Annotated in this window: 19 protein-coding genes and 1 rRNA gene; 15 read left to right on the forward strand and 5 right to left on the reverse strand. The window is 38.9% G+C overall.

Features of this window, described 5'->3' with window-relative positions:
* The first annotated feature begins 739 nt into the window (after positions 1-739).
* Complete coding sequence (locus EAE90_RS16105; RefSeq protein ID WP_214054321.1) at positions 740-955, forward strand: hypothetical protein; 216 nt, start codon at positions 740-742, stop codon at positions 953-955.
* 127 nt (positions 956-1,082) lie between these two features.
* On the opposite strand, the gene EAE90_RS16110 is transcribed toward EAE90_RS16105, so the two are convergent.
* The gene (locus tag EAE90_RS16110; protein ID WP_036809691.1) at positions 1,083-1,751 is read right to left on the reverse strand and encodes an epoxyqueuosine reductase QueH; all 669 of its coding nucleotides are present in this window, start codon (positions 1,749-1,751) and stop codon (positions 1,083-1,085) included.
* Between the two features lie 298 nt (positions 1,752-2,049).
* Between EAE90_RS16110 and EAE90_RS16115 the strand changes: the two genes are divergently transcribed.
* The 13 genes from EAE90_RS16115 (at position 2,050) to EAE90_RS16175 (ending at position 19,619) form a co-directional block, all read left to right on the forward strand.
* Entirely contained in the window at positions 2,050-3,243 is a 1,194-nt protein-coding gene (locus EAE90_RS16115) for a benzoate/H(+) symporter BenE family transporter (RefSeq protein WP_214054322.1), read from the forward strand.
* A 176-nt stretch (positions 3,244-3,419) separates the two neighbouring features.
* Complete coding sequence (locus EAE90_RS16120) at positions 3,420-4,406, forward strand: hypothetical protein (RefSeq protein ID WP_214054341.1); 987 nt, start codon at positions 3,420-3,422, stop codon at positions 4,404-4,406.
* The gene (locus tag EAE90_RS16125; RefSeq protein WP_214054323.1) at positions 4,406-5,551 is read left to right on the forward strand and encodes a BamA/TamA family outer membrane protein; all 1,146 of its coding nucleotides are present in this window, start codon (positions 4,406-4,408) and stop codon (positions 5,549-5,551) included. The genes EAE90_RS16120 and EAE90_RS16125 overlap by 1 nt, the downstream gene beginning before the upstream one ends.
* Positions 5,548-6,669 (forward strand): DUF4056 domain-containing protein, encoded by a 1,122-nt coding sequence (locus EAE90_RS16130; protein WP_214054324.1) that lies wholly within the window; start codon positions 5,548-5,550, stop codon positions 6,667-6,669. Before EAE90_RS16125 ends, EAE90_RS16130 begins: the two co-directional genes overlap by 4 nt.
* 828 nt (positions 6,670-7,497) lie before the next feature.
* Entirely contained in the window at positions 7,498-8,079 is a 582-nt protein-coding gene (locus tag EAE90_RS16135; RefSeq protein WP_214054325.1) for a fimbrial protein, read from the forward strand.
* A gap of 67 nt (positions 8,080-8,146) precedes the next feature.
* A complete protein-coding gene (locus EAE90_RS16140; RefSeq protein ID WP_214054326.1) occupies positions 8,147-8,845 on the forward strand; it encodes a fimbrial biogenesis chaperone in 699 nt (232 codons plus the stop codon).
* A gap of 25 nt (positions 8,846-8,870) precedes the next feature.
* Complete coding sequence (locus EAE90_RS16145; protein ID WP_214054327.1) at positions 8,871-11,345, forward strand: fimbria/pilus outer membrane usher protein; 2,475 nt, start codon at positions 8,871-8,873, stop codon at positions 11,343-11,345.
* Between the two features lie 11 nt (positions 11,346-11,356).
* On the forward strand, positions 11,357-12,433 hold the full coding sequence (locus tag EAE90_RS16150) for a fimbrial protein (RefSeq protein WP_214054328.1): 1,077 nt from the start codon (positions 11,357-11,359) through the stop codon (positions 12,431-12,433).
* Positions 12,434-13,717: 1,284 nt separating this feature from the next.
* Positions 13,718-14,506 (forward strand): protein bax, encoded by a 789-nt coding sequence (locus EAE90_RS16155; RefSeq protein WP_214054329.1) that lies wholly within the window; start codon positions 13,718-13,720, stop codon positions 14,504-14,506.
* A gap of 211 nt (positions 14,507-14,717) precedes the next feature.
* Positions 14,718-16,139, forward strand: coding sequence for an MBOAT family O-acyltransferase (locus EAE90_RS16160; RefSeq protein WP_214054330.1), 1,422 nt, complete (start codon positions 14,718-14,720; stop codon positions 16,137-16,139).
* A complete protein-coding gene (locus EAE90_RS16165; RefSeq protein WP_214054331.1) occupies positions 16,126-17,277 on the forward strand; it encodes an SGNH/GDSL hydrolase family protein in 1,152 nt (383 codons plus the stop codon). Before EAE90_RS16160 ends, EAE90_RS16165 begins: the two co-directional genes overlap by 14 nt.
* Complete coding sequence (locus EAE90_RS16170) at positions 17,264-18,484, forward strand: SGNH/GDSL hydrolase family protein (protein WP_214054332.1); 1,221 nt, start codon at positions 17,264-17,266, stop codon at positions 18,482-18,484. The genes EAE90_RS16165 and EAE90_RS16170 overlap by 14 nt, the downstream gene beginning before the upstream one ends.
* A 211-nt stretch (positions 18,485-18,695) precedes the next feature.
* A complete protein-coding gene (locus EAE90_RS16175; RefSeq protein WP_214054333.1) occupies positions 18,696-19,619 on the forward strand; it encodes a GNAT family N-acetyltransferase in 924 nt (307 codons plus the stop codon).
* Between the two features lie 111 nt (positions 19,620-19,730).
* Here the strand turns inward: EAE90_RS16175 and gntU are convergent, their stop codons facing one another.
* The 3 genes from gntU to gntR form a co-directional block, all read right to left on the reverse strand.
* A complete protein-coding gene (gene gntU / locus EAE90_RS16180; protein WP_214054334.1) occupies positions 19,731-21,068 on the reverse strand; it encodes a gluconate transporter in 1,338 nt (445 codons plus the stop codon).
* Entirely contained in the window at positions 21,068-21,607 is a 540-nt protein-coding gene (gene gntK, locus EAE90_RS16185; protein WP_214054335.1) for a gluconokinase, read from the reverse strand. The genes gntU and gntK overlap by 1 nt, the downstream gene beginning before the upstream one ends.
* 168 nt (positions 21,608-21,775) lie before the next feature.
* Positions 21,776-22,771 carry a gluconate operon transcriptional repressor GntR gene (gntR, locus tag EAE90_RS16190; RefSeq protein WP_214054336.1) on the reverse strand — a complete coding sequence of 332 codons (996 nt, stop codon included), beginning with the start codon at positions 22,769-22,771 and terminating at the stop codon, positions 21,776-21,778.
* Between the two features lie 715 nt (positions 22,772-23,486).
* Here gntR and EAE90_RS16195 point away from each other — a divergent pair.
* Positions 23,487-23,636, forward strand: a complete 150-nt coding sequence (locus EAE90_RS16195) for a hypothetical protein (protein WP_214054337.1) — start codon at positions 23,487-23,489, stop codon at positions 23,634-23,636.
* Between the two features lie 205 nt (positions 23,637-23,841).
* Here EAE90_RS16195 and rrf read toward each other — a convergent pair.
* Positions 23,842-23,957: ribosomal RNA gene (rrf, locus tag EAE90_RS16200) — 5S ribosomal RNA — on the reverse strand.
* Positions 23,958-23,980: the final 23 nt, after the last annotated feature.

The following is a 23,980-nucleotide window of genomic DNA, read 5'->3' on the forward strand; positions in this document are numbered from 1 at the left end:
ATTTCAATGCACCAATTTCATAATAGTGTAGTTTTCACCATTGTCCACAAAAGAGACAGAAATTAGTTGTAATAATATTTATCTCTAATCTATCCAAATAAAAAACAATATTATTATATTATAATTCCACTAGATTATACTTATGTTAATTAATTACAACAAGTGTAACGTTTTAGAGATAATTATTTCTTTCCAAAATTGAATGCCGATTACCATTGCATTAGTTTTTAATTTCCATCTAATATATATTCCAAGTCTTAGAAAACATTATTTCAATGAATATATTTGGCATTAAATAAATAATGTATTTCAGCAAAAATACAAATAGACTATATTTATTGCATTTTATTAAAACATGATTATCTTTCTATAGGCTATGACCTATAAATAGTGCGCAAGCAGGCTGGCAATAATAATCAATTACCGTTTGTGCAAACCTGCTTATGGATGAACAGTGAACACGAACAACAAACAAAATCCCGAGTATACATGTCAACAGGAAACCCATTGCTTTAAATAAACGCTCTCTGTTATCAGGCAAATTATGCCCAAAAACTTCAACGATTCTTAAACGAATTATAAAAACCTATAAAAAGGCATTATCTTAAATTGCCGAATTAATGATCAAGCCCGTATACTCACTGAGCGTTAAGACAAATCTGGAATAGCAAGTAGCTTACTTAGTCGCTCAAAATGTATTCCAGCAAGTGAAACAAAGTTAAAACACAGGAAAATTATCATGAAACGTTTAGGCTTATCTATAACTGTATTATCACTGTTATTCTCTGGCGCAGTATTAGCTGCACCTAGCACCCCCGTACCCCAATCTTCGAATACCAAGGCGACTTCTTCCCATATGGAAAATACCAAAGTAGAGAAGAAATCTGGTAAAACCGCACCTAAACAACACTCACACCAGAAGGCAGCAAGCAAAGAAGCCAAGAAAGCTCACTGAGTTTTCCGGCCTAAAACTTATATTATTCCGCAATTATGTCCGCAATCGTTATGACACAAGTTTGGTAACGTCATAACTGTAAATTCAGGGGGGAAAATCCCCCCCTCAACAGACTATCGTGAAAAGTTTAACAAGCCCCTTCAGTATCTTCATCACCATAATATTTAACACCAATCCTGATGATATCCCGTCCCTGAGATTTACGGTGTTTATTCGTGTCACGCAATGAATAGATACAACCACAATATTCCTGCTGATAAAATCTTTCCCGTTTACTGATTTCAATCATCCGGGCTGAACCGCCTTGCTTACGCCAGTTGTAATCCCAGTATTGAATCCCCGGATACTGACTTGCCGCTCGTTTTCCACAATCATTTATCTGCTGCATGTTTTTCCAACGGGAAATACCCAACGAGCTTGAAATAACGCTGAAATTATTTTCATAAGCATACAAAGCAGTACGCTCAAAACGCATATCAAAGCACATGGTGCAACGAACACCTCTTTCTGGCTCCAATTCCATGCCTTTAGCACGCTCAAACCAGTTATCGCTGTCATAATCCGCATCCACAAATGGCACATTGTGTTGCTCCGCAAAGCGAATGTTCTCTTCTTTGCGAATTAAATATTCCCGTTTTGGATGAATATTCGGATTATAGAAAAAGACGGTGTAATCAATTCCAGAGGCATGTAGCGCTTCCATCACTTCACCAGAACAAGGAGCACAACAAGAGTGCAATAGTAATCGTTCCGCATTATCCGGTAATGTTAAAACAGGGCGAACATAGTTTTCCATTTAGCAGGCTCCATATAATTATAAGAATTAATTATAGAATATAGTGATTTTTAACTTCAAATTTTCTGAATGAAATTCATCATGACTTATTTGCCGTTGCGATCCTTGTCTTTACGATCCTTACCTTTTCGATCACAGTAAATTACTTGAAATTCTGGCAGGTTCTACCGTCATATTGTCGTCATCAAAGTTTGTACGAGGAAGTTCACTACGGATAAATCTGTTTTACGCTGATAGTTAACCAAATTATAGCCAAATTCAGATGCTTTTAACCAAAATAATTTAAATGGAGACCACCATGCGCCATGCAATTTCTCTGCGTGACCTCTCTTTTCCGGCAATCACCGCCGGATTTGTCGCTGTTTTAGTTGGATATACCAGTTCAGCGGCAATTATCTTTCAGGCTGCGGAAGCGGCGGGCGCCACCCCTCTACAGATCGGAGGCTGGCTGAGTATGCTAGGGTTTGGGATGGGGATCAGCTCCCTAGGGCTATCGCTTTATTACCGTACCCCCGTCCTTACCGCATGGTCAACACCGGGCGCGGCGCTACTGGCGACAACGCTACCAGGAACATCAATTAATGAAGCCATTGGTATCTTTATCTTTGCTTCAGCACTGATCTTGCTATGCGGTATTACTGGCCTGTTTGCCCGGTTGATGAACTATATTCCACAGGCACTTTCCGCAGCCATGCTGGCTGGTATTCTATTACGCTTTGGTTTGGATGCCTTTTCCTCATTTTCAGTCAACTTCATACTGACTGCCGGAATGTGTTTGACTTATCTTCTGGCACGCAAATATTTATCCCGCTATGCCATCATCCTAACACTCTTGTCAGGGCTGATTATCGCCGCTTTACAGGGAAATATTCACTTTGAACAACAATCCACAGCCGCATTTGTTGTCCCTGAATTTATTGCACCCAATTTCACACTCTCTTCGTTATTGAGTATCGGTATTCCATTTTTTATCGTTACAATGGCATCTCAAAACGCGCCCGGCATCGCCACACTAAAAGCCGCAGGGTATCCGGTTTCTGTTTCATCACTGATAAGCTGGACTGCGCTCATTTCACTGATCTTGTCGCCTTTTGGTGGTTTTTCTGTCTGTATTGCCGCCATTACGGCAGCAATTTGTATGAGTCCGGAAATCCACGCTGACCCAAATCGCCGCTATATGGCCGCTGCTGTAGCGGGGGTGTTCTACCTGATAGCAGGGCTGTTCGGTGGTTCAATCAGTATGTTATTCAGCGCATTACCGGCGGCCCTCATTCATATTATTGCCGGATTAGCATTGCTTGGAACAATTTCTGGCAGTCTGCTACAAGCGCTACAGAATGAAAAGCAACGGGACGCAGCAATAATCACATTTTTGATCACCGCTTCCGGTGTGACGTTACTTGGCGTAGGCGCTGCATTCTGGGGGTTAATCGGTGGCGTAATAACCATGCTCCTTTTATCTTTGCCTGAGAATGACAAGACCGTTCATTAAACATACAGCAAAATTATACTTTTCAGCATCTTATGATATTTCTTATCCATACAACTTATGCTAATTTGCCGGGTTTGTTGCGCTTTAAATATTACGGTGAGGAATCAATAGCCTTAAATGAAAACTTTAATTTCCCTACTAGCAAAACCGAGCTTCCTATTATGAAATTTTTTGACATAAAATTTTCTGATATTAGCAAGTTAGCTGTTCTTTCATCCTGCCTGGCAACCCCTTATAGCTACGCTGATGACCGCCCAATTCTTTCTCTCTCTGTTAGCCAGTCCGGTGGAAACCAAACGACTGCTGATGGCAGCTTATCCAGAAAACCGAATAAGCAAGAATCACGGGTACTCCCGATTTGGGGTGACGAAGCCAAAGCTAAAGGTTATGACCTACCGGAACCGTTTGGCGCCAGTTACGGTTATATGAATATGCGGCAGAATATCATTGTAGATGATATTAAAATCATTATACCGAACACCCCAGGCTTTGAAGATATGCTGGGTATCCAGACAGGCAAAACCAGAGAAAAGAATGAGTCGCATATGCTCAAACTAGATGCCTGGGTTCTGCCTTTTCTGAATATTTATGGCGTTTATGGTTGGACAAAAGGCACATCGAAAACCAACATTGAGGGAATCAGATTTGGTGGTTTCCCTATTAAGGGTATAAAAGATATCCCTTTCGAACTGGACTTTAAAGGTAAAACCTATGGCGGCGGTTTTACTCTGGCAGGAGGTTACAATCAGTTTTTCGGTACCCTTGATACCAACTATACCTACACTAATCTGGATATTCTGGATGGTAAAATTAGCGCTCTGGTTGTCACTCCGCGAATTGGTTATGAATTTATATTCCAGCCAATCATTCCAGGACAGGGAAATACCAAATTACAAGTATGGACCGGTGGTATGTACCAGAAAATTACTCAGGAATTTAAAGGCAATATTAGTAATCTGAGTTTACCCCCCATGTTTGACAAAGTGGTAAGTGCATTCGACGATTATGAGAGTATGAAATTCAAAGTAAAACAGCATGTTGCATCTCGTTGGAATAATACTGTTGGTGCAAGGCTGGAAGTCACACGCAACTTCAATATGTTGACCGAAGTTGGCTTTAACAAACGTAACAGCTTCTATATCTCAGGTGAGTTCCGTTTCTAATGAATATCCGCTGTACTTTACATGGGCTGGCTCTAGTCAGCCTTTTTATTTCTGATTTCTCATATGGCGAAGCACTACTCAGCAGGGAAAAAATCGATGGCTGGCTGGAAAAATTAGGTGGCAGTAATACCTATGACAGCAGTAAGGCGATTGACTGGGGCGTTTTACCCGGCCCTTTTTATACTCCAGAGTTAGGTGCCGGTCTCGGGGTTGCTGTCGTTGGTCTCTATCGGCCAGATGATAATGATCATACCAGCCAAATTTCTTCTCTTTCCCTGAATGGATTTACCTCTTCAACGGGTGCCTTTGGCTTCACATTTGATAACTATAATTTCTTTGCTGATGATCAATGGCGTTTTTTTCTTTCCGGTACATTGAACAACGTTCCCACCTATTATTGGGGAACAGGATATCAAGCAGGTAAGGTAAATGATCACAAAGAAAAATATCGCTCACAGGAATTGCACCTACAACCCAGAGTTCTCTATCGAGTTGCTGATTCTACCTATTTAGGCGCCGGCTGGAATTTTTCATCATTACACGCCAAAGATCCCGACAACGGTGCTAAAAAACTTTTCGCGGCAGAAAACGATGGCCGGTCCATATTGAGTTCGGGCGTCAGTGCCTATTTCAGCTACGACACACGGGATTTCCTGCCTAACGCTCATCAAGGGCACGTTCTTGATATTACCTATACCCATTTTTCCCCGGCATTGGGCAGCGACCGCCGGTTTAACACCGTTGATCTGCAATACAGCACCTACTACCAATTAGATGAAAAATCCGTCCTGGCATTTGATAGTTATGGTCGTTTCACTGACGGCCAGGTGCCTTGGAATATGCTGTCAATGCTAGGTAATAGCAATCGGATGCGCGGATATTATGACGGTAGATACCGGGACAAAAATGTTATCAGCACCCAACTGGAATATCGGCGCAAATTGGACTGGCGGCATGGATTTGTTTTGTGGGCTGGGGCGGGCACCTTAAGCCATTACGCAAAAGATATTGGCTCAGAAAACTGGTTGCCCACAGTTGGCGCAGGCTATCGTTTTGAATTCAAACCTAAAATGAATGTCAGATTGGACTTTGGTATTGGTAAAAAAAGCAATGGATTTTATTTTCAGGTGGGAGAGGCGTTTTGAAATTGCGTTTGTGGATTGCTGCTTTAATGTTAGTTACAGGATGCCAGGGAACTGTTACTTCGATCGCACCAGTACAACCTGACTTAAATAGTGAAGCAACCGCCGAAGCAACCCGTGCATGGCCGGTGCTTGCTCCGATTCCCTCTCCCGAAGGATTAAGAGCTTGCTGTGCTTTTGGCTACAATTTAAAAACTGAATTACTGACCATTCCAGTACCTTTTTACCACATAAGTAATGTGCTGGATGCCGATAATCTTGGAGCGCATAATTATAACAACAGTTTTTTTGGTACCGTTGCTTCATTAACAGGACTCAGTAATGAAAAAGTAGGGATGATATATACCCGCAGAGGCGGATTCATTGATATTTCCCATGTACGGGATACCGCTGATAATGCAGTTTTTCTATTCAGTCAAATCTGGCCTCGTCTTGGAGAAGAGTGGCAAATAGAACTCAGCAACGAATTAGCATCACGCCGTATCCAGTTCTATCAATTCACACCACCAGCAGCGATAGAACAACGTTATACCCTAACTGCTTATCTAGCGGTAAAATTGGCTTTTGAACTTGCGGCATGGCATGAAATCGCCCAATGGTATGGTTATCAGTCTGTACCAGGATTTTCTGAAAAAGTGTCGGCGTTCTCCCCGGAAGATCTCTACTCTAATCTACTAGGCGCTCGTCTTTCCCTCTCTTTGATACTGGCAGGACAAGTACCATCAATGAAACAATACCGTCTATCAATGCAAGCCATTTTGCCTCCTGCGCTACGTGAACTGGAAGCCTTGTCACCAGATGAAACGCGGAAAATGTTTGAACTGGTTGATGGTATCTGGTGGGATAGCAAACGCCGTATACCCGATAAACGCTTAATCCTTCAACGTGATTTCCATACTCACAGTGATCGCACACCTAACATGGTGCCTACAGAACAGCAATTTCCACTTAGGCTTACCCTGCCACAACAATATATTGGCTACAGACTATCTGAACTGGCCGAATTACAATTGTGGCCTAGCCGCCAAATGAAAGATCTTCCTGTACCAGAAAGCTACTGGATTGCCCTTGATTTTCCACAATTAGCAGAAAGAGCGAAAGAACAACAAGAGAATTATTAATTCACATATTTTTAATGAAAGAATGAATATAGCATTATGAGTTAAAATATATAGGAGATTTTAGATTACTATTTCTCAAATAATAATCTCTTTGAAATATCATCAATCATTATTTACTATTTCCGCAATGTTACATCACAATATAAACTCAACATTATCTATAATAAAACCAAACTATGCCGACTGTACTTAAATTAAATTAGAAACGGAAAAACCACATCACCAAGTATTATTTCACAGGATAAAAAAATCGTATTGAAATATTTACAAAGATAAAAAACCAATAAATAACTGATATAGAATAATTAATATTACATAACATCTAAAAAATAAATCAAAGAGTTAAAAAAACATTAACCAACCAAATAGACCAAAAAAGAAATAAAATCTCAAAAAGACACAAAAATTAGAGAATAATTTCTAATTATACTCATAAACTGTGTATTTAACTTATTTTTACCGAAAAAGCAGACATTCACTCTTAATTTAACTTAAATAATAAAAATCCCTTCTTAAATAGGTTTAATCGTCTATAATATATGTTTCCAAGTTATAAATATGTATAAACAATATCATCTTTATCTAAATAGATAAAATAAGAACTTACATTGGGAATTATTAGAATTATTCAACAAAAGCTCAAGTTACTAAACTATTTTCAACTATATAATATATTGATTTTTATTTTAAATTTACAGTATTAATCAATTTAACAGATAAGCAATAACATTGTTGTCTTAATTTTTCTGATGTATCGGGGGATTCAGGGCCCCTATCTTTACCCCCTGATAAAACCAATTAAGATGTCCCTACTCCTGGAGAGGAAAAATGAATAAACTCGCGTTATCAACCACCGCCGCCCTTATTTTTGCCGCAGGCTCTGCTGTTGCAGCCGATAATGCTGCTGGCGGTACACTACATTTCTCTGGTGCAGTCACTGATGCCACTTGTACTATTAACGGCGGTGCTTCAACTAGTCTGTCGATTATATTGGAACCTATCTCAGTCACTCAAGCCGGACAAAAGGAAGGCTTAATTGATTTTGGTAAGAAAGCATTCACAATGGAATTTTCTAACTGTCAGTCCAAAGCCGTTGGTTTTGACCCAGCAACCTCTATGTTGAAAATCCAGTTCTCATCATCACATACCATTGCTAACGATGGTAAGTACCTGATGAACCAAGAACTCAATGCAAACGGCAAGCCGAAAAACGTAGGTATCGCTCTTGTTAAACATGCCGAAGAAAATACCCCTATTATGCTGAATAAAGCGTTTGATACAGGAATCAAAGGCTCTGGAGCAGTACCTGAAACAGTCGATTTCTATGCGAAATACTACAAAATAGGCACGGCTGAGGCAGATCTCGGTAAAGTAGTAACGATGGTTACTTATCACGTTACTTATATGTAATGATTTACTTCAATAAATAAAGCCTATTTAGATAAATAGGCTTATTTAATTTGGCAAAAATAACATTATGAAGAAATTATTTTTAGCTATACTATTAGGGATGACGACTTTATCGGCTCATGCCAACATCGTTATTAACACAACACGTGTTATTTATCCAGCCAGTAATAAAGAGGTATCGGTTCAATTATTAAATGCAGGAGATCAACCCTCTCTGGTACAATCCTGGATAGATGATGGCGATCCTAATTCAACACCTGAAACAGCTAAAGTCCCCTTTTTACTTACTCCTCCAGTCGTCAAAATTGACGGTAATAACGGGCAACAATTAAGAATTAAGCACATTAACAGCAATCTACCGACTGATCGTGAATCGCTGTTTTATTTAAATGTTCTGGATATTCCTCCCGTCGCAGAAAATATTGGCGACAAAAATGTCATGCAGATTGCGATTCGTACCCGGATCAAATTTTTCTACCGGCCTGATAAGCTTTCTATCTCACCTAAACAGATCCAACAACATATTGTATTAAAACGTGAGGGTAGCCAACTAAAATTGGAGAATTCATCACCCTATGTCATGAATATCGTCGGCCTTAAATCTTCTGATACTCAACCTAACTTACTCAATGAAGGAACAATTATAAAACCATTCTCTTCTTATTCATTCAGTACCAATGAAAAAGTAAAAGTTGGAGACAAATTAACTCTGGCTATTGTTGACGATTTTGGTGCTATAAATAAATTAACTTTACCACTTCAATAGTGATATTACTGGCATAGCATAGAACATGATAAGACAAAAAGTTAGTCGGTTAGCTCTGATAATAGGTACCTTGCTGTATACAGGTTGTTTATGCTATGCCGCAACATTTAATACTGATTTTCTAGCCGGTGAATCTGCAAAAGCAGATTTATCCCGGTTTTATTCCACTTCAGAACTGCCCGCAGGCCGTTACGATATTGATATATATCTGAATAATGATTGGAAAGGAAGATTTGATATTAATATCCAGAACGATGGTAAAGATATTTACTTATTTAATGAAGATCTTCCCAGATTAGGTATAAAAATTGATAAAAACCAATTATCAGAATCAAATTTATCCAAAGATGAAATTCTTCTTACTAAAATAATACATGAAGGAACTGTTAATCTCGATGTGCCTAAACTCAGTCTACATCTGGTGGTCCCGCAGGCATATGTCAAAAACGAACTAAAAGGCTATATCGATCCCGCATTCTGGGACAGAGGTATCCCCGGCGCTATGCTGTCCTATAATGCCAACTATTACCATACTCAAAATAGGAATAAACAAAACCACGGCCGTGAAAATGAAGATAATGTTTATGTGTCACTTAATAGCGGTTTGAATCTATTTGGCTGGCAATTACGTGATCAATCTTCTTATCATTACACGCGTTCAAATGGTGATAAATGGAGTAACAATACCCGTTATCTGCAACGGGGAGTTTCATCAATTAATTCAGAAATTCGCATTGGCGATAGCTATACATCAAGCGATTTATTCGACTCTTTCCGCTTTCGAGGTATCAATCTGAAAACAGATATGCGCATGTACCCCGATGCCTGGCAAGGGTTTTCCCCTATCGTTAGGGGAGTTGCGCAGACTAACGCTCTGGTAAAAATCACCCAAAATAATGTTGTTATTTATCAGGGTAATGTACCTCCGGGGCCGTTTGCCATTGATACTATTTTACCAACGGGTTCAGGTGGTGATTTACTCGTTGACGTGACGGAAGCAGACGGACGGACTAACAGTTTTACCGTCCCCTTTTCATCCGTTCCTAATATGATGAAAGAAGGTCTTGGCAAATATGATATCAGTGCCGGTAAAACACATATTGCCAACAGTCGTTATAAACCAAACTTTTTTCAAGCCAGCTATCAATATGGTTTTAATAATGTCCTGACCGGTTATACAGGTACCATTATCAGTAAAGATTATTATTCGCTACTGTTAGGTAGTGGCTTTAATCTACCCATTGGCGCTGTCTCAATTGACGTTTCACAGTCCAGCGCCAAATTTGATAATAGCCCAACCATGAAAGGTCAAAGCTACAAATTGGCTTATAGCCGCTATATTCCACAAACAAAAACAAATTTTTCGCTGGCGGCTTATCGTTATTCAACTAAAAACTACCTCACCCTAATCGATGCGATTGATCTACATGACTGGATAAGCAACGGCTATAACCAACAATACTATTCCCATCAAAAAAATACCTTTAATATCAATTTGAATCAGAATCTTGGTAGTGGGGCAGGTTCACTTTTTCTTTCGGGAACATTCCGTGATTACTGGGGAACCCAGAATAAAAGTAGAGAATATCAAATGGGGTATTCCAACAGTCTGGGTAAAGTCAATTATTCTCTGACAGCAAGCCGTGTTCGATACAATATCAATGAAACAGAAAGTAAAGAGGAACAGCGCTACTATCTGATGCTATCCATTCCTTTCGAGTTGTTTGGCTACCCAGCCTATCTGACTAATAATGTCTCAATCAATGAAAGTCATTATAACAACAGCAACTTAGGGTTAAGCGGCAGCGCAGGCCCAAACAACCGTTTGAATTACCACTTCAACATTTCAGATCAGAAAAGCGGTTCGACAACAACCAGTGCAAATTTAACCTATAAAACATCCATTTCCACATTGAGCAGTTCTTATAGCCAATCCAAGGAGTATCGCCAAATGGGGCTTGGCGCAATCGGCAGTTTGGTTGCTTATCAAGGTGGAATTCTGTCCGCTAATCAGGTTGGAGAAACTTTCGCCATCATTGACGCGCCGGGCACAGCAAACGCTTCAGTGAATGGTGATAAAAGCATGATGACAAACAACAGCGGTAAGTTGCTGATACCTTACCTCTCTCCTTACCGAAAAAACGCCATCATGCTAGATACCAGTGAAGTGTCAGAAGATGCCGCTGAACTTATCGGTAACATCCGAGATGTTGCGCCATATTTCGGTGCGATTACCCATATAGGATTTAAAACAGACCAGCGGAAAACTTTCGTTTTCTATGCCGCTCAGGCTGATGGTAAACCTTTACCTTTCGGCACTGAAATTGTCGATTCAGAAGGTAACAGCTTAGGATACGTTGGTCAGGGCAGTATGGTTTTCTTACGAGTAGAAAAATTACCACAGCAAATTTATATCCGCATCGGTCAGCTAGGCGAAAAGAATTGCACAATAAACGATCCACAGCCTGAAATGGGCTCTACCGCCAATATTTGCCGTTAAGGGAGAAGATAATGAAACTTAAGCCATTGTATCTGGCGGCCATAATCAGTCTAAGCAGCAACATAGCCTATGCAGACTGCCAACCTAAATATGCAATAACGGCACCGGCAATCACGGTTGATATGACAGATCATCTCACCCTGAACAGTAATGCCACCTGGATACTCAATACCCAATATTCTGGCTATTTTACATGTACAAGAAATTCATTATGGAAACAAAACTCTGTTGCTAACGGCTCGCCCTTTACCAAAAACAAAGTTGTTTTAGGATTCAATGGCGGCAAAGATTATGCCGAAGTGACTATCACGAATCTTTCTCCTAGCAATAGTATTAATCTGGGAAACAGTAATGACACATACCCAGCCAGCAAATTGCAAGCTCAATTTACGCTCAATGTAAAGCTATTGGGTGGCAGACCCGGTGGTAGTAATATTCACGTCTTTTCCGGCAATTCCGCAACATTAAAAACTGCTGTCATTGCAATGGATACCACCAATTTAGGACTCCTTGATGCTATTCTCCGTTTCGCTACCGATTTCCTGACCTTTATTCTTACCTGGGAGTGGCCGACACATTCTGAAGATATCTATTACCAGCCCATCACCATGATTTTTAATCACAGAGATACAACTTGTCACTTCTTAAATGAGGGGTTGACAGTGAATCTACCAAAAGTCAACCGCATTAGATTGCTTAATGGAACAGATAAAGGAGAAACACCTTTTACCCTTAACTTTGAATGCAAATATCTCCAAAACGGAAAAACCTCACGCTCAGTTAAAGCTTACCTGAGCAGTAATAATCTGCTACCCAATGACAATCGAACTTTAATTGACAGCAAAGCAGGCGCAGCTAAAGGTGTTGGTATCCGTGTCTCTCAGTCAAGTGATTCAACGCCGATCACTTTCAGTACTTCGCAATCCTCATCCCTCGGCGCAACACTGCTATTCAGCAAAAACTCCGGCAATACCATCGATAAAAACTTTGCCATCGACCTTAATGCTTACTACTACGTTTATGATCCACAGAACATCATAGCAGGGGACCTGAAAGCAACTTCTATGCTGAACTTTGAATACAATTAATCAAGAGGAAAATTAACCAAGAGGCAAAGGAGATGCCTCTTATTTCGCTCATCTGAATTAAAAATTTATGTTTCAATAAGTAATAATTTGTAATAAAGTGTTTCTGTAGAAAAATTCATTTACATTTATAACCTACCCTAAATTTACGTAACACAATGATAATCCTAACATTAAGTCATCACACAAACTTAACCAATTTCTTAATAAAATAGTGTAATTCTACGAAAAATAGAAAAAACAGACTTACACTTATCAATAAAATTAAAAGAATAATATCAAAAGCAATATTATCCAACTTTATTAAAGAATAAACACAAACAACACCAAGCCGGAAATAAAAATATATTTCAAGAAAAAAATACGACAAAAAAACCATACAAATAGAAATACACAATATATAAAAACAATCAATTACATTGATTGAAAATTAAAAAAATTAATTAAAAATCAACAACATAAAATAAAACAAAAATAAAAACCTTAAATATTAATATAACTACACGCAATGCAAAAATGTAATAAAAATTTAATCCAACATAATGAAAATATAACTTTCACTTCCCAAAATCACCTTTAATAAAAAAATATAAAGATAAATATTTATAATTATCAACAAATGAATTATTAAATTTTTTTTATTTTTATATACATCTTCATTATTAGATTTTTACAATATCACTTGAAGTAAATATTTGTAACACATTGTTACTCATTTTAACTTAACATTTAGAACCATATCGAATATCCTGCACCGCGCCAATGACAATAGATATATTAGAAGATTAGCTCAAGCCTGACAGAGACGACTTAATTTTAACTCACAGAGGAAAAAGACCATATCGGTAACTGGTCCCCTTTTTATGAAAATGATACTTATTCTTATAACGGCAATATTAATATCAATCAGTTTACTACTCGCCGCGGTGTTCTTACGATTGGCTGTACTATAATTAACAGCACTATATAAAACTAAATTCAATCACTTTTGATATTATACTAACTGGTTTACAAATCATTTTTCTTTTGAAAAAGCAACTTACAGATACAAAATTAACTCAAAAATCATGATTATATCTGATGGATAACTCACTCTTGACAGGTAATGTTTTGTACACAAGCAGCACATAACCATATATAAATTAATAAAAAAACACAGAACAAATTAGCAAAATAACAATTTTTATTACAGAAAATATATTTATGAATCGCTAATAACTCTGGCTATGCTGGATTTATTTTGCTAACATCAGCTTGTTTTTTATTCAGAGCAAACGAGGAAAAGCAATGCCCTCTCAAACGATGAGGACAACTGCCATCTTCGCTTTCTTTATCTCATTATTGTTTTCCGCTTTTAGTCACGCCTCAACCAGCACCGCTAAAAGCATAGAGTATTCTCACAATGGCATGCAAAGCAGTTTGCCAGATTTGCGAAAATACCCTTCGGGCACCCTACGTAAGAAAGCGTTTTTAAATGTTGTTGTCCCTGTGATTGATCAACACAATCAACAAATTATGCAGGAACGGAAATGGCTATTGGAACACCAAAACGCCAAGCATTGGTCCATACAGGATATCAAGCGCCTGCAACAAATTTGTAAAAACTACAACGTGAGCTGTAGTAGCTCGCCTAAAAAAGTTAACTGGAACAAGCTGCTAAGTCGTGTTGATATCATCCCAACCCATTTTGTCGCCACTCAAGCCGCAACAGAATCTGGTTGGGGAACATCTAAGCTTGCACAACAGAATAACAATTTGTTCGGTATGCGTTGCGGTAACAACTGTAAGAAAATCCAAGGTAAAATAAAAGGTTATTTTTCCTACCCGACCATCAATGATTCTGTCGAAGCCTATATGAAAAATCTGAATACTCATAACGCTTATGAATCATTACGTGTTTCACGCGCCAAGCAGAGAAGCCTTCAAGAATCACTAAATACCAGTAAGTTGATTGATAATCTTGAAGGGTATTCACAATTGGGTTCGACTTACAACAATTACCTGCATAAAGTATTTAACAGCAATAAAGGGCTTATTACTCAGGCGCAGAAGTTAGCTAAAAACGATCATGACTAAGGGCCTAAATAAGTCATTAGCATGAATATCTTCTGTTTGAATATCTTGTGCTGAGTACCAAAATCATCCGTTACCATAACCAACTATGGTGCGGATGATTTTCTTATGTCCACCAGTTTGTTCTTTTCATTGATAGAATGTTTAGATTAAATACTATAATATCACTCAATATTAACTTATATTGAGATAAGATGATTGACCAGAGTTTAATATGAATTTCTTTTCTTTTGAGTTTCTTGGTTCCTTTGTTGCTTTCTTTCTCTTGTACTGGATGCTGCAAAAAAATGCGAAAGCACAAAACTATCTGCTGATAATCGCAAGTTATCTGTTTGTCTTTTCCTTTAATCCGCAGTTCATCGGCATCCTATTTGGCTATACGCTATTTATTTATCTGTTAACAAACATAGCCAGCAAATTTCTATCCAATCGCATCACGTTTACTATCCTGACAATAGCTATTCTGGGATGTTTTACTCTATTCAAATATTATTCTTTCTTTCAGGAAAGTCTCCAACAAGCATTTGCCAAATTTGGCTTGTCCATAGATTTACCTGTACTGACACTACTCGTCCCTTTAGGTTTATCTTTCTATGCATTTCATTCCGTCAGTTATGTCGTTGCTGTCGCAAGAAAAGAAATGCCCAAAGCATCATTTCCTGATGTCGCTTTATACCTATGCTTTTTTCCAAGTATTGTTGCCGGACCAATCAACCGCGCTAAAGATTTCCTGCCTCAAATCCAGATTTCATCAAGAGTCATCATTGAACCATCAAGAGCCATATTACTGATTGCATTAGCGATAACCAAGCTATTCTTATTCAGCTCTTATTTATCCGAAAATTATGTCAATCCAGTTTTTGATGATCCTGCCAGCTACAATGCGGGACAAATACTGGTTGGTATCTATGCCTATGCATGGCATATCTATTTTAATTTTTCTGGTTATACCAACCTTGTTACTGGGTTAGCACTACTCCTTGGTTTCAGGGTACCTGAAAACTTCAATGCCCCTTATCTGGCAGAAAACTTGCAAGCTTTCTGGCGCCGTTGGCATATCAGTTTGTCTGAATTTATCCGTGATTATGTCTATATTCCTTTTGGTGGTAATAAGAAAGGGTTTATACGTAAAAATCTTAATTTGTTTGTCGCTATGGTCATCTCCGGGTTATGGCATGGAGCTGGAATTAACTTCATTATTTGGGGAGCTATTCATGGATTGGGATTAATAATCCTCAATATTAAATATCGGTTATTTCCCCCAATAGACAAAAAAAATCAAAATATTCCCAAAAAACCTGTCATCTCATTTTTATCTAGAATCATCACTTTCCACTTTGTCTGTCTGGCATGGGTTTTCTTCCGTTGTCCTACTTTAGATGATGCACTAATATTATTAAGTCAATTGATGTCATCAGATTTATTTCACTCGATAATAGCCAACAGTGGGTTGTTACTGATGTTCTGGGGACTCTTTATTATTTATCCGTGGCTGATTAATCTAAAAATAATGATTGATAAAATACATTCTCAGATTTCATGGATATGTTACCCAATACCATTAGCAATTATTCTGACTTTGGTATTTATGCTTTCACCACAAGGAATACCAGGATTCATTTATGCCAATTTCTGAATTCAAATCTAATTTAAAAACGGCCGGACAAGTCACTTTTATCGTAATCTTAACTAGCCTACTGTTAATCTGGATAAATCATCGTTCACTGGATAGATTCTGGCAACAGGAATATCACCGGCAAAGCCTTTGGGCAACCTTACAAGGTCATCCACTCTGGGATTTCGGTGATAACTTGGAACAAGGCGTACTCGCTGCGGGGGAAGCTTTCATATTACATACTACCGGCAATAACAGTGACAATCATCAGCAAACTCCCCAAGAATCTGATATCACACTGCCTGCGGATTTTCAGATTGGGCTAAAACTCCTGAGTGGTTATCCCTCTTCTGTTACAAATTTACCTGCAACTTTCCCGGAATTATTACAGAAATCTCCCCATACTCATCCGGTCAATTCATCAATGCCCCATGATTCAAGGAATAATGTTTCCCCCAGTGCGGTTATCGCTAAAGCCAACGTGACACTGACAGCCAAAGATAAAGTGCTGTTTGCTGGAGATTCAATGATGCAGGGTATCGCTCCTCATCTGAAACGTCGACTCTACCGGGATTACGGTATCTCCAGCATTAATCTCAGCAAACAAAGTACTGGACTCGCTTACCCCAGCTTTTTTAACTGGCCGGAAACTATCAATAAGACACTGGAAGCCAACCATAATATCAAATTAGTTGTTATTTTTTTGGGGCCAAATGATCCCTGGGATATGCCACCAAAACATGGAAACATCTACCTGAAATTCGCCAGTCCCGATTGGGAAAATCTCTATCGCCAACGTATCGACACGATCCTTACCGAAGCACGTAACCACGGTGCTGATATTATCTGGATTGGTCCTCCCAATATGCGGCAGAAAAAACTTTCCACCAGCATGGAATATCTGAGCTCCTTGTATCAATCGGAAGTAACGAAAGCCGGAGAAATCTACGTTTCTGTTAATGATATTTTTAAGTATCATGCAAATGATTATTCCGACTATATTGGCGACAATAGTAACAAAATTAAGCTCAGAAGTGGTGATGGTATACACTTTAGCTTGAAAGGCCAGCAAACTATCTCAGACAACATATTTTCATTGATTAAATTTATTCAGGAACCAACCAAACAAAATGGAACCAAGCAAAATGAAAATAGTTAAGCAACCCCGTCGGCGATACCAATCTGTTGGCATCAGTTTGGCCCTCGTACTCTCTTTAAGTTTGATATCGTGCCATAAACAAAAATCAGGACCATTGCCAACACAACAACCGGCAAAAGAGAACCAACAGCTAATAGACTTTGGTGAACCAAATTTAGCCTTACTGGCGAACAAACTGCATAACAGTCGTCATAATCAACTGCATTTTGTTCAGATAGGAGATTCCCATACCGCCGCAGACTTTTTTACTGGCAAGCTTCGCTCTTTATTGCAACAGCGTTTTGGCGATGCAGGGATTGGTTTTGTTAGCCCAATTAATGTGCCAGGCCAACGTAACGCTATGGTCAGTATGACCGGTAATAAACAGCAATGGAAACTCACTACCAGCCGCAAAGATAATCGGCCTGATTTTCCTCTTGGCGGTACAATTGCAGAACCCAATAGCAAAATAAGCCAATTAATTCTAAGACTATTTACACCATCCCATAATCGCTATCAACTCAAAATGTTATACCAAACATCGGATGATGCTCAGATTCTGGTTCAGTCTACAACCAAACGAATACTGAGATTACCGGCAACTCACGGCCACTGGCAATTTTCCACCGCAGAACCGGTGATATTCCCGGTTAACATCACGGCAATACAGAATAATCAGTTAAAATTAGGTGGCTGGTTTATTAATCGTAAACAACCAGGTATTATGTTATCCGCCTTGGGTATTAATGGTGCAACTATTAATATGATGGACAAGTGGCAACCAGAATGGATTGATACATTAGTTCAAATGCACCCTGATATGGTGATCCTCGCTTATGGCACAAATGAGGCATTTAATCATTCGCTTGATTTATCAAGCTATCGCCAGCAATTGGAAGCGAAGATAAAGCAGATTCGTAATCAGTTACCACAAGCAGTTATCCTTATCATTGGGCCAGGCGATTCTTTGAAAAACAACCAACTTACAAGTTGTACAGCACAACAACCAATAATGTTGGATAATATCATCCATATTCAACAAAAAGTCGCTCAAGATCAGCACACACTATTCTGGAACTGGCGTGAATATATGGGTGGAAAATGCTCAATTAAGAGTTGGGCGCACCAAGATCTTGCTCGTCCTGACTATGTTCACCTTTCAGCCGCGGGTTATGAACGCAGTGCTGAAGCTTTATACCAACAATTAATAAATATTCTCGATCAATAAGCAACAATAAAGCTTGATTGGGAATAGTACTAAATACTTATCTTGTTTTTAGTGCAGAAAAATTAAACTTATCATCTTAGGTTTACAATATGTATGAGCTCACAAGAAATCCATTTAATAAAGACAAACTATCTTTTTTGTTGTATTTAATACGTTGAAAAATAAGTTTATACCATATGTAAAACCTAGCGTTAAAAAGAGTATTTAAAATATGATTTTTCCAAACAAGTATCCTCTCAGCTCTATAAAAAGGCTCATCTCCGGCTGGAAAGAGTGTAGTTTCGAACGTTACCAACAAGCGTATTCTCTCTATGGTGGTGGAATATCCACTCATCCAGATATTGTACGTTTTTTAAATGAAAAATTTGGCAATAATTTTATCTTTTACGTCAAAGAAAATCCACAAATAGAAAACGTTATCGAAGGGGCATACTTTACCTGTAAAGATCATCATCTGGCGGCAAGTCACCAAAAGGACTACCACTTCTTCACCTATGATGAAATTATCTTTCCCATCTCCAAACACCTAAAAACCATCATCCCAGGGAAATCTAAAACCATATCGCTCTTGCACAAAAAAAACTTTATCAACGTTTGTTATGGTCGGTTAAACAAACGAACAGTCTGTCTTGCTAAAGAAAATTTTTCTTATAAAACAAAAAGAAATCGAAGTAATGAAATTAACAAATTTAAGCGTGCAGGTGGAGAAATACATCAAATTAACGATTTTACCTGCCAAGAGTTCATCGATATTTACACTACACTGTATGAAAAACGCTGGACATATAAAACGCACAATGAAGAAGAGAAAGAAAAATTAACTGAGTTATATACCGAGCTCAAACAACATCTGTACGGAAATGTATTAACTATCAATGGCGCCCCAGTAGCCTACGATTTAGTTATAAAAGCAGACAGTCCCCAGTGGATTTCATTTGATGCAGTAGACGGCGGACTCGACCCTGAATATTCCAATCTCAGTGTTGGCAGTATTCTAATGTGGTTAAATATTCAGAATGCTTCAGATCTCTGCCAGCAGCATCAAAAAGTTATGCGCTATTCTATTGGTAGACCTTCTCTTGCCTATAAAGATCGCTGGTGCAATCGTCATCCATTAGCGAGAACACTATTCTAACTTTATTAATCATCTGCATAGTTGGCTGATCATCCGCCTTCTTATAGAAGGCGGCATTATTTAATGCCGAGAAAAGCACTTTAAATTTTAGCTATTAGGATGGCAGAAGAATTACATCATAGCAAAGAAAATCATCCCCACAACAGCACCTGTTGTTCCAAGAATAGTTTCCATAATTGACCAAGTTTTCAGTGTTTGAGATTCTGTTGCACCAGTAAATTTTCCAAATAACCAAAAGCCTGAGTCATTAACATGGCTCAATACCAAAGAACCACCCGCAATACAGATTGAAAGAGCTGCAAGCTGGGCACCAGAATATCCCAGAAGATCAACAACTGGCAAAATCAGACCAACAGTTGTTAAACAAGCAACGGTTGCAGAGCCTTGAATAATACGTACTGTACCAGCAAGAATAAAACACGCTACTGCAATAGGCAAACCCGCTCCAATTAATGCGTTTCCCAAAGCAGGACCAACACCCGAATCCACTAATACTTGTTTGAATACACCTCCAGCTCCAGTCACCAATAAAATAATTCCAGCCGGTTGAATAGCCGAAGAACAAATATCCATTACTTTTTCTTTACTCATCCCACGGCGAATTGCCAAACCATAAATAGCAATCAAACAAGCAACCAAAATCGCAGAAAATGGATGACCGATAAATTCAAGCCACTGATACAACTCAGAACCCTGTTCAACAAAATTCTGACCAATAGCCTTTAATCCAACCAAAGCCAAAGGGAACAGAACCAGTGATAAACTCAAACCAAAAGATGGCATCTTACCCTGACCAAGACTTGGTTCACTTATATCGATGGGTAAATCCAGAGTGACATACTTACTGATAAAACTACCAAAGATTGGCCCCGCCAATAACATACCAGGAATCGCTGCACTGATACCGATCAAGATCATCCAGCCAAAGTCAGCATGCATCTGTGAAGCCAACAACATAGGTACTGGGCCAGGCAACAAAAATGCTGCGGCGGCTGCAACACCAGCAAATAGAGGAATAACCAGCTTGACTACATTACCGCCAGTACGACGCGCTACTGCAAACGCCACACCAATCAATAAAACAATCGCTACATCAAAGAACAATGGCAAAGCACAAACTAGGCCAGCAATCCCCAATGAATAATGCGCATTCTTTTCACCAAAACTATTGAGTAATTTAACCGCAATCTGATCCAATGCGCCTGTTTCATGCAGAACTTTACCAAACATCGCTCCTAATGCGACAACAATAGCCAGAAAACCTAACGTTCCTCCCATTCCTTCTTGCATTGTTTCAGCAATTTTATCCAGTGGCATACCAGAAAAAACACCCGCTCCCATAGAAACCAGTATTAAGGCAATAAAAGCGTGTATTCTGACTTTCATCACCAGAAACAATAGTAAGAGAACAGAGCCCACCGCTGTCAGCACTAAGGTTAAAGTACTCATTATTTTTCCCCTGAAATGACACTATTAATTATTCTTATCGAGTGATTTATCACTTCATCAAGAGATGATCTAATGTCAACCAGATAAACATCCTGTTCATCACTCCCCGGCTCTTCTAATGCCTCAAACTGAGATACCAACATTCGAGGTTTAAAAAAATGATCTTTACGTGCCTTCAATCGACTTTCAATTAAATCAAAGTCACCTTTCATATAAAGAAATGACAGGTTCTTATTATTATCACGCAGTATATCCCGGTAATGCTTTTTTAAAGCAGAACAAACAATCAGGGAAACCGGGTTTGTGCGCTGCATAGCAAAAATTGCATGGTTCAGTGATTTCAACCAAGGCTCACGATCTTCATCACTCAGTGCGTAACCTTCAGCCATCTTATTAATATTAGATCTTGAGTGTAAAAAATCACCATCTAAAAAAGCAGAATCCAATTTATAGGCTACAGCACTGGCAACAGCAGATTTACCACTACCGGATACCCCCATAAGCACAAAAACATGATTCGAATGCTGGGTATCGCTCATATAAACTCCTTAACGCAGATCTTTCATCCACAAAATGTTACCGGTAACTGTTATCGGTAACATTATCAGAAGTAGAGATGAAATTAGCAACAACACGGAATATTCAGGAAATACAAATGTGATATTTATCACAAATGAGTTCAAAAAAATGCAAATCCAGCAGACTGATTAAATACTCTCTCCCAAAGATAACTGAAAACCGATGTCAATCATTTTTTGCGATAAATGTTCGCCCCTCAGCCGAGCCATTAATAATTCAGCAGCTCTCCGCCCCATTAAGTCACGAGACGTCAAGACACTGGCAAGTTTTGGTGTCATCGCCTGACCAACATCATGGCCATGAAAGCCAGCTATTGCAATATCATGTGGTACAGCTATCCCTTGACGTTGGCACTCAAAAATTGCCCCGATAGCGAGATCATCGTTAGTGCAAAATAGACCATCAACGCCAGGATATTTTGTTCGTGCTTCATTCAGTAATTGCCCCCCTAATGTGTAAGAAGAGCTGTCTGGCGTCATTATCTTACCTGGCTTTAACCCCGCACTTTCCATTGCAGCTTCATAGCCCTCCAGACGAATAATTGTCCTTTCATCTTGTCTCGCACCAAGATAAATCACCCGTTGGCAACCACGTTCAATCATTGCCATTGTCATTTGCCGAGCGGCTTCAAAGTTGTCAATACCAACCGCCGTATCAAAGCAAGGAGAAACACAATCCATCAGCTCAACGACAGGGATACCAGCCGTTTCCAACATCTTCAAAGTTCGTGGAGTGTGAGTACGTTCTGAAAGAATCAAACCATCAATATTATAGGAAAGTAAAGAAATCAAACGCTCTTCTTCCTTTTCTGAGCGATAGCCATAGTGAGCCAACATAGTTTGATAACCATAACTATCCGTCACATATTCGATACCACGAATAACCTCCGCAAAAACTTGGTTCGTCAAAGAAGGCAATAAAATACCAATAGCATGACTAGTAGAATTAGAAAGAATATCCGGCACTTTATTTGGGATATAACCTAACTCATCTAAAGCATCCGCTATTTTTTCTCGCAATTGCTCAGAAACTTGATCAGGATTACGCAAAAAACGACTTACTGTCATTTTAGTTACACCAACACGATCAGCAACATCTTGTAAAATAGGACGTTTTTTCTTCATATTTCAATGCAATTATAGAATTAGTAAAGTTTAGGATAATAAACGCAATGTTATGACATATTTATACACTATAAGGATACATTTTTTTAAACTTAGTTTGATAGTGAAACCGTAACCCCAATTTATTCAACGCATCGTAAAATCACATCTTTTAGAGCGGAAATATAAGAAATGTTTTTTTATTAATCAGGAAGATTTATTACCAAATGATCAAAAGGCAACGAGCTACTACAATCAGCAAGAACCAAACCACGACAATAACTAAGAACTTGAGAATTGCCAAACCTATCAAAATCAGAGACATTAAGTCAGCTTAGGAGAAATGTCCAGACGAAATTAAGGTTTAATCATTCGATACTGGCTCAAGGTTGATATGAGTTACATTATAAAGTACTCAAAACCGATATCAAAAATAACCGGTTAATCAACATGCCGATAAGATTTATCCTACTGATTCACTCTGAAACTTTCTTCTCGACTAGACTTTAAAAATCTATTGGGAATAGAACTCAACTACGGGAAGATAAAACACAGGCAGCTAAACTATACACATACACTTAATCATCAGAGTGTTGAAGACATTCATTAAAAGTGGAGAACGAAGCCCATTTTCCATAATTTGGTTCGGTTAACGATAATATTCACAACACGATCTCATGGAAATCTTGGTCTCATTATTGCGTTACAGGTTATTTATGAAGAGTTTTTACTGTGTATGAGACAAAATCCCAAAGAAATTTCAATGATTATGGGAAGAAGAGCAACCTATATCATCCAAGAAGTGTGGAAAAAACTTTACCCAAGGCAAATTCCAGCCAGAGGGAAACAACGCTGTACCGCTAAATACAAAACTGACCGCTATTAAGCGAGCAGCATAAAAACTTTATAGAATTTTTGCAGTTGACTCCTGCCATTTACCCTTCGGACCACCGCCAATAAATATGGTCAACAAAAGCAACTGTCGACAAATATCGTAACGTTTATGTCACCAAAGCGACGGTCGTATGCATCGCATGTCGTATAAACGCAAAAACCCCCAGCTTAAGCTGAGGGTTTCCACTGTATTTAAAGCCTGGCAGTTCCCTACTCTCACATGGGGAGACCCCACACTACCATCGGCGCTACGGCGTTTCACTGCTGAGTTCGGCATGGGGTCAGGTGGGACCGCCGCGCTATCGCCGCCAGGCATATTCGGTTTCCTTCCGGCCG

Origin of the sequence: Photorhabdus caribbeanensis (assembly GCF_018448885.1) — a bacterium.
Lineage (GTDB): Bacteria > Pseudomonadota > Gammaproteobacteria > Enterobacterales > Enterobacteriaceae > Photorhabdus > Photorhabdus caribbeanensis.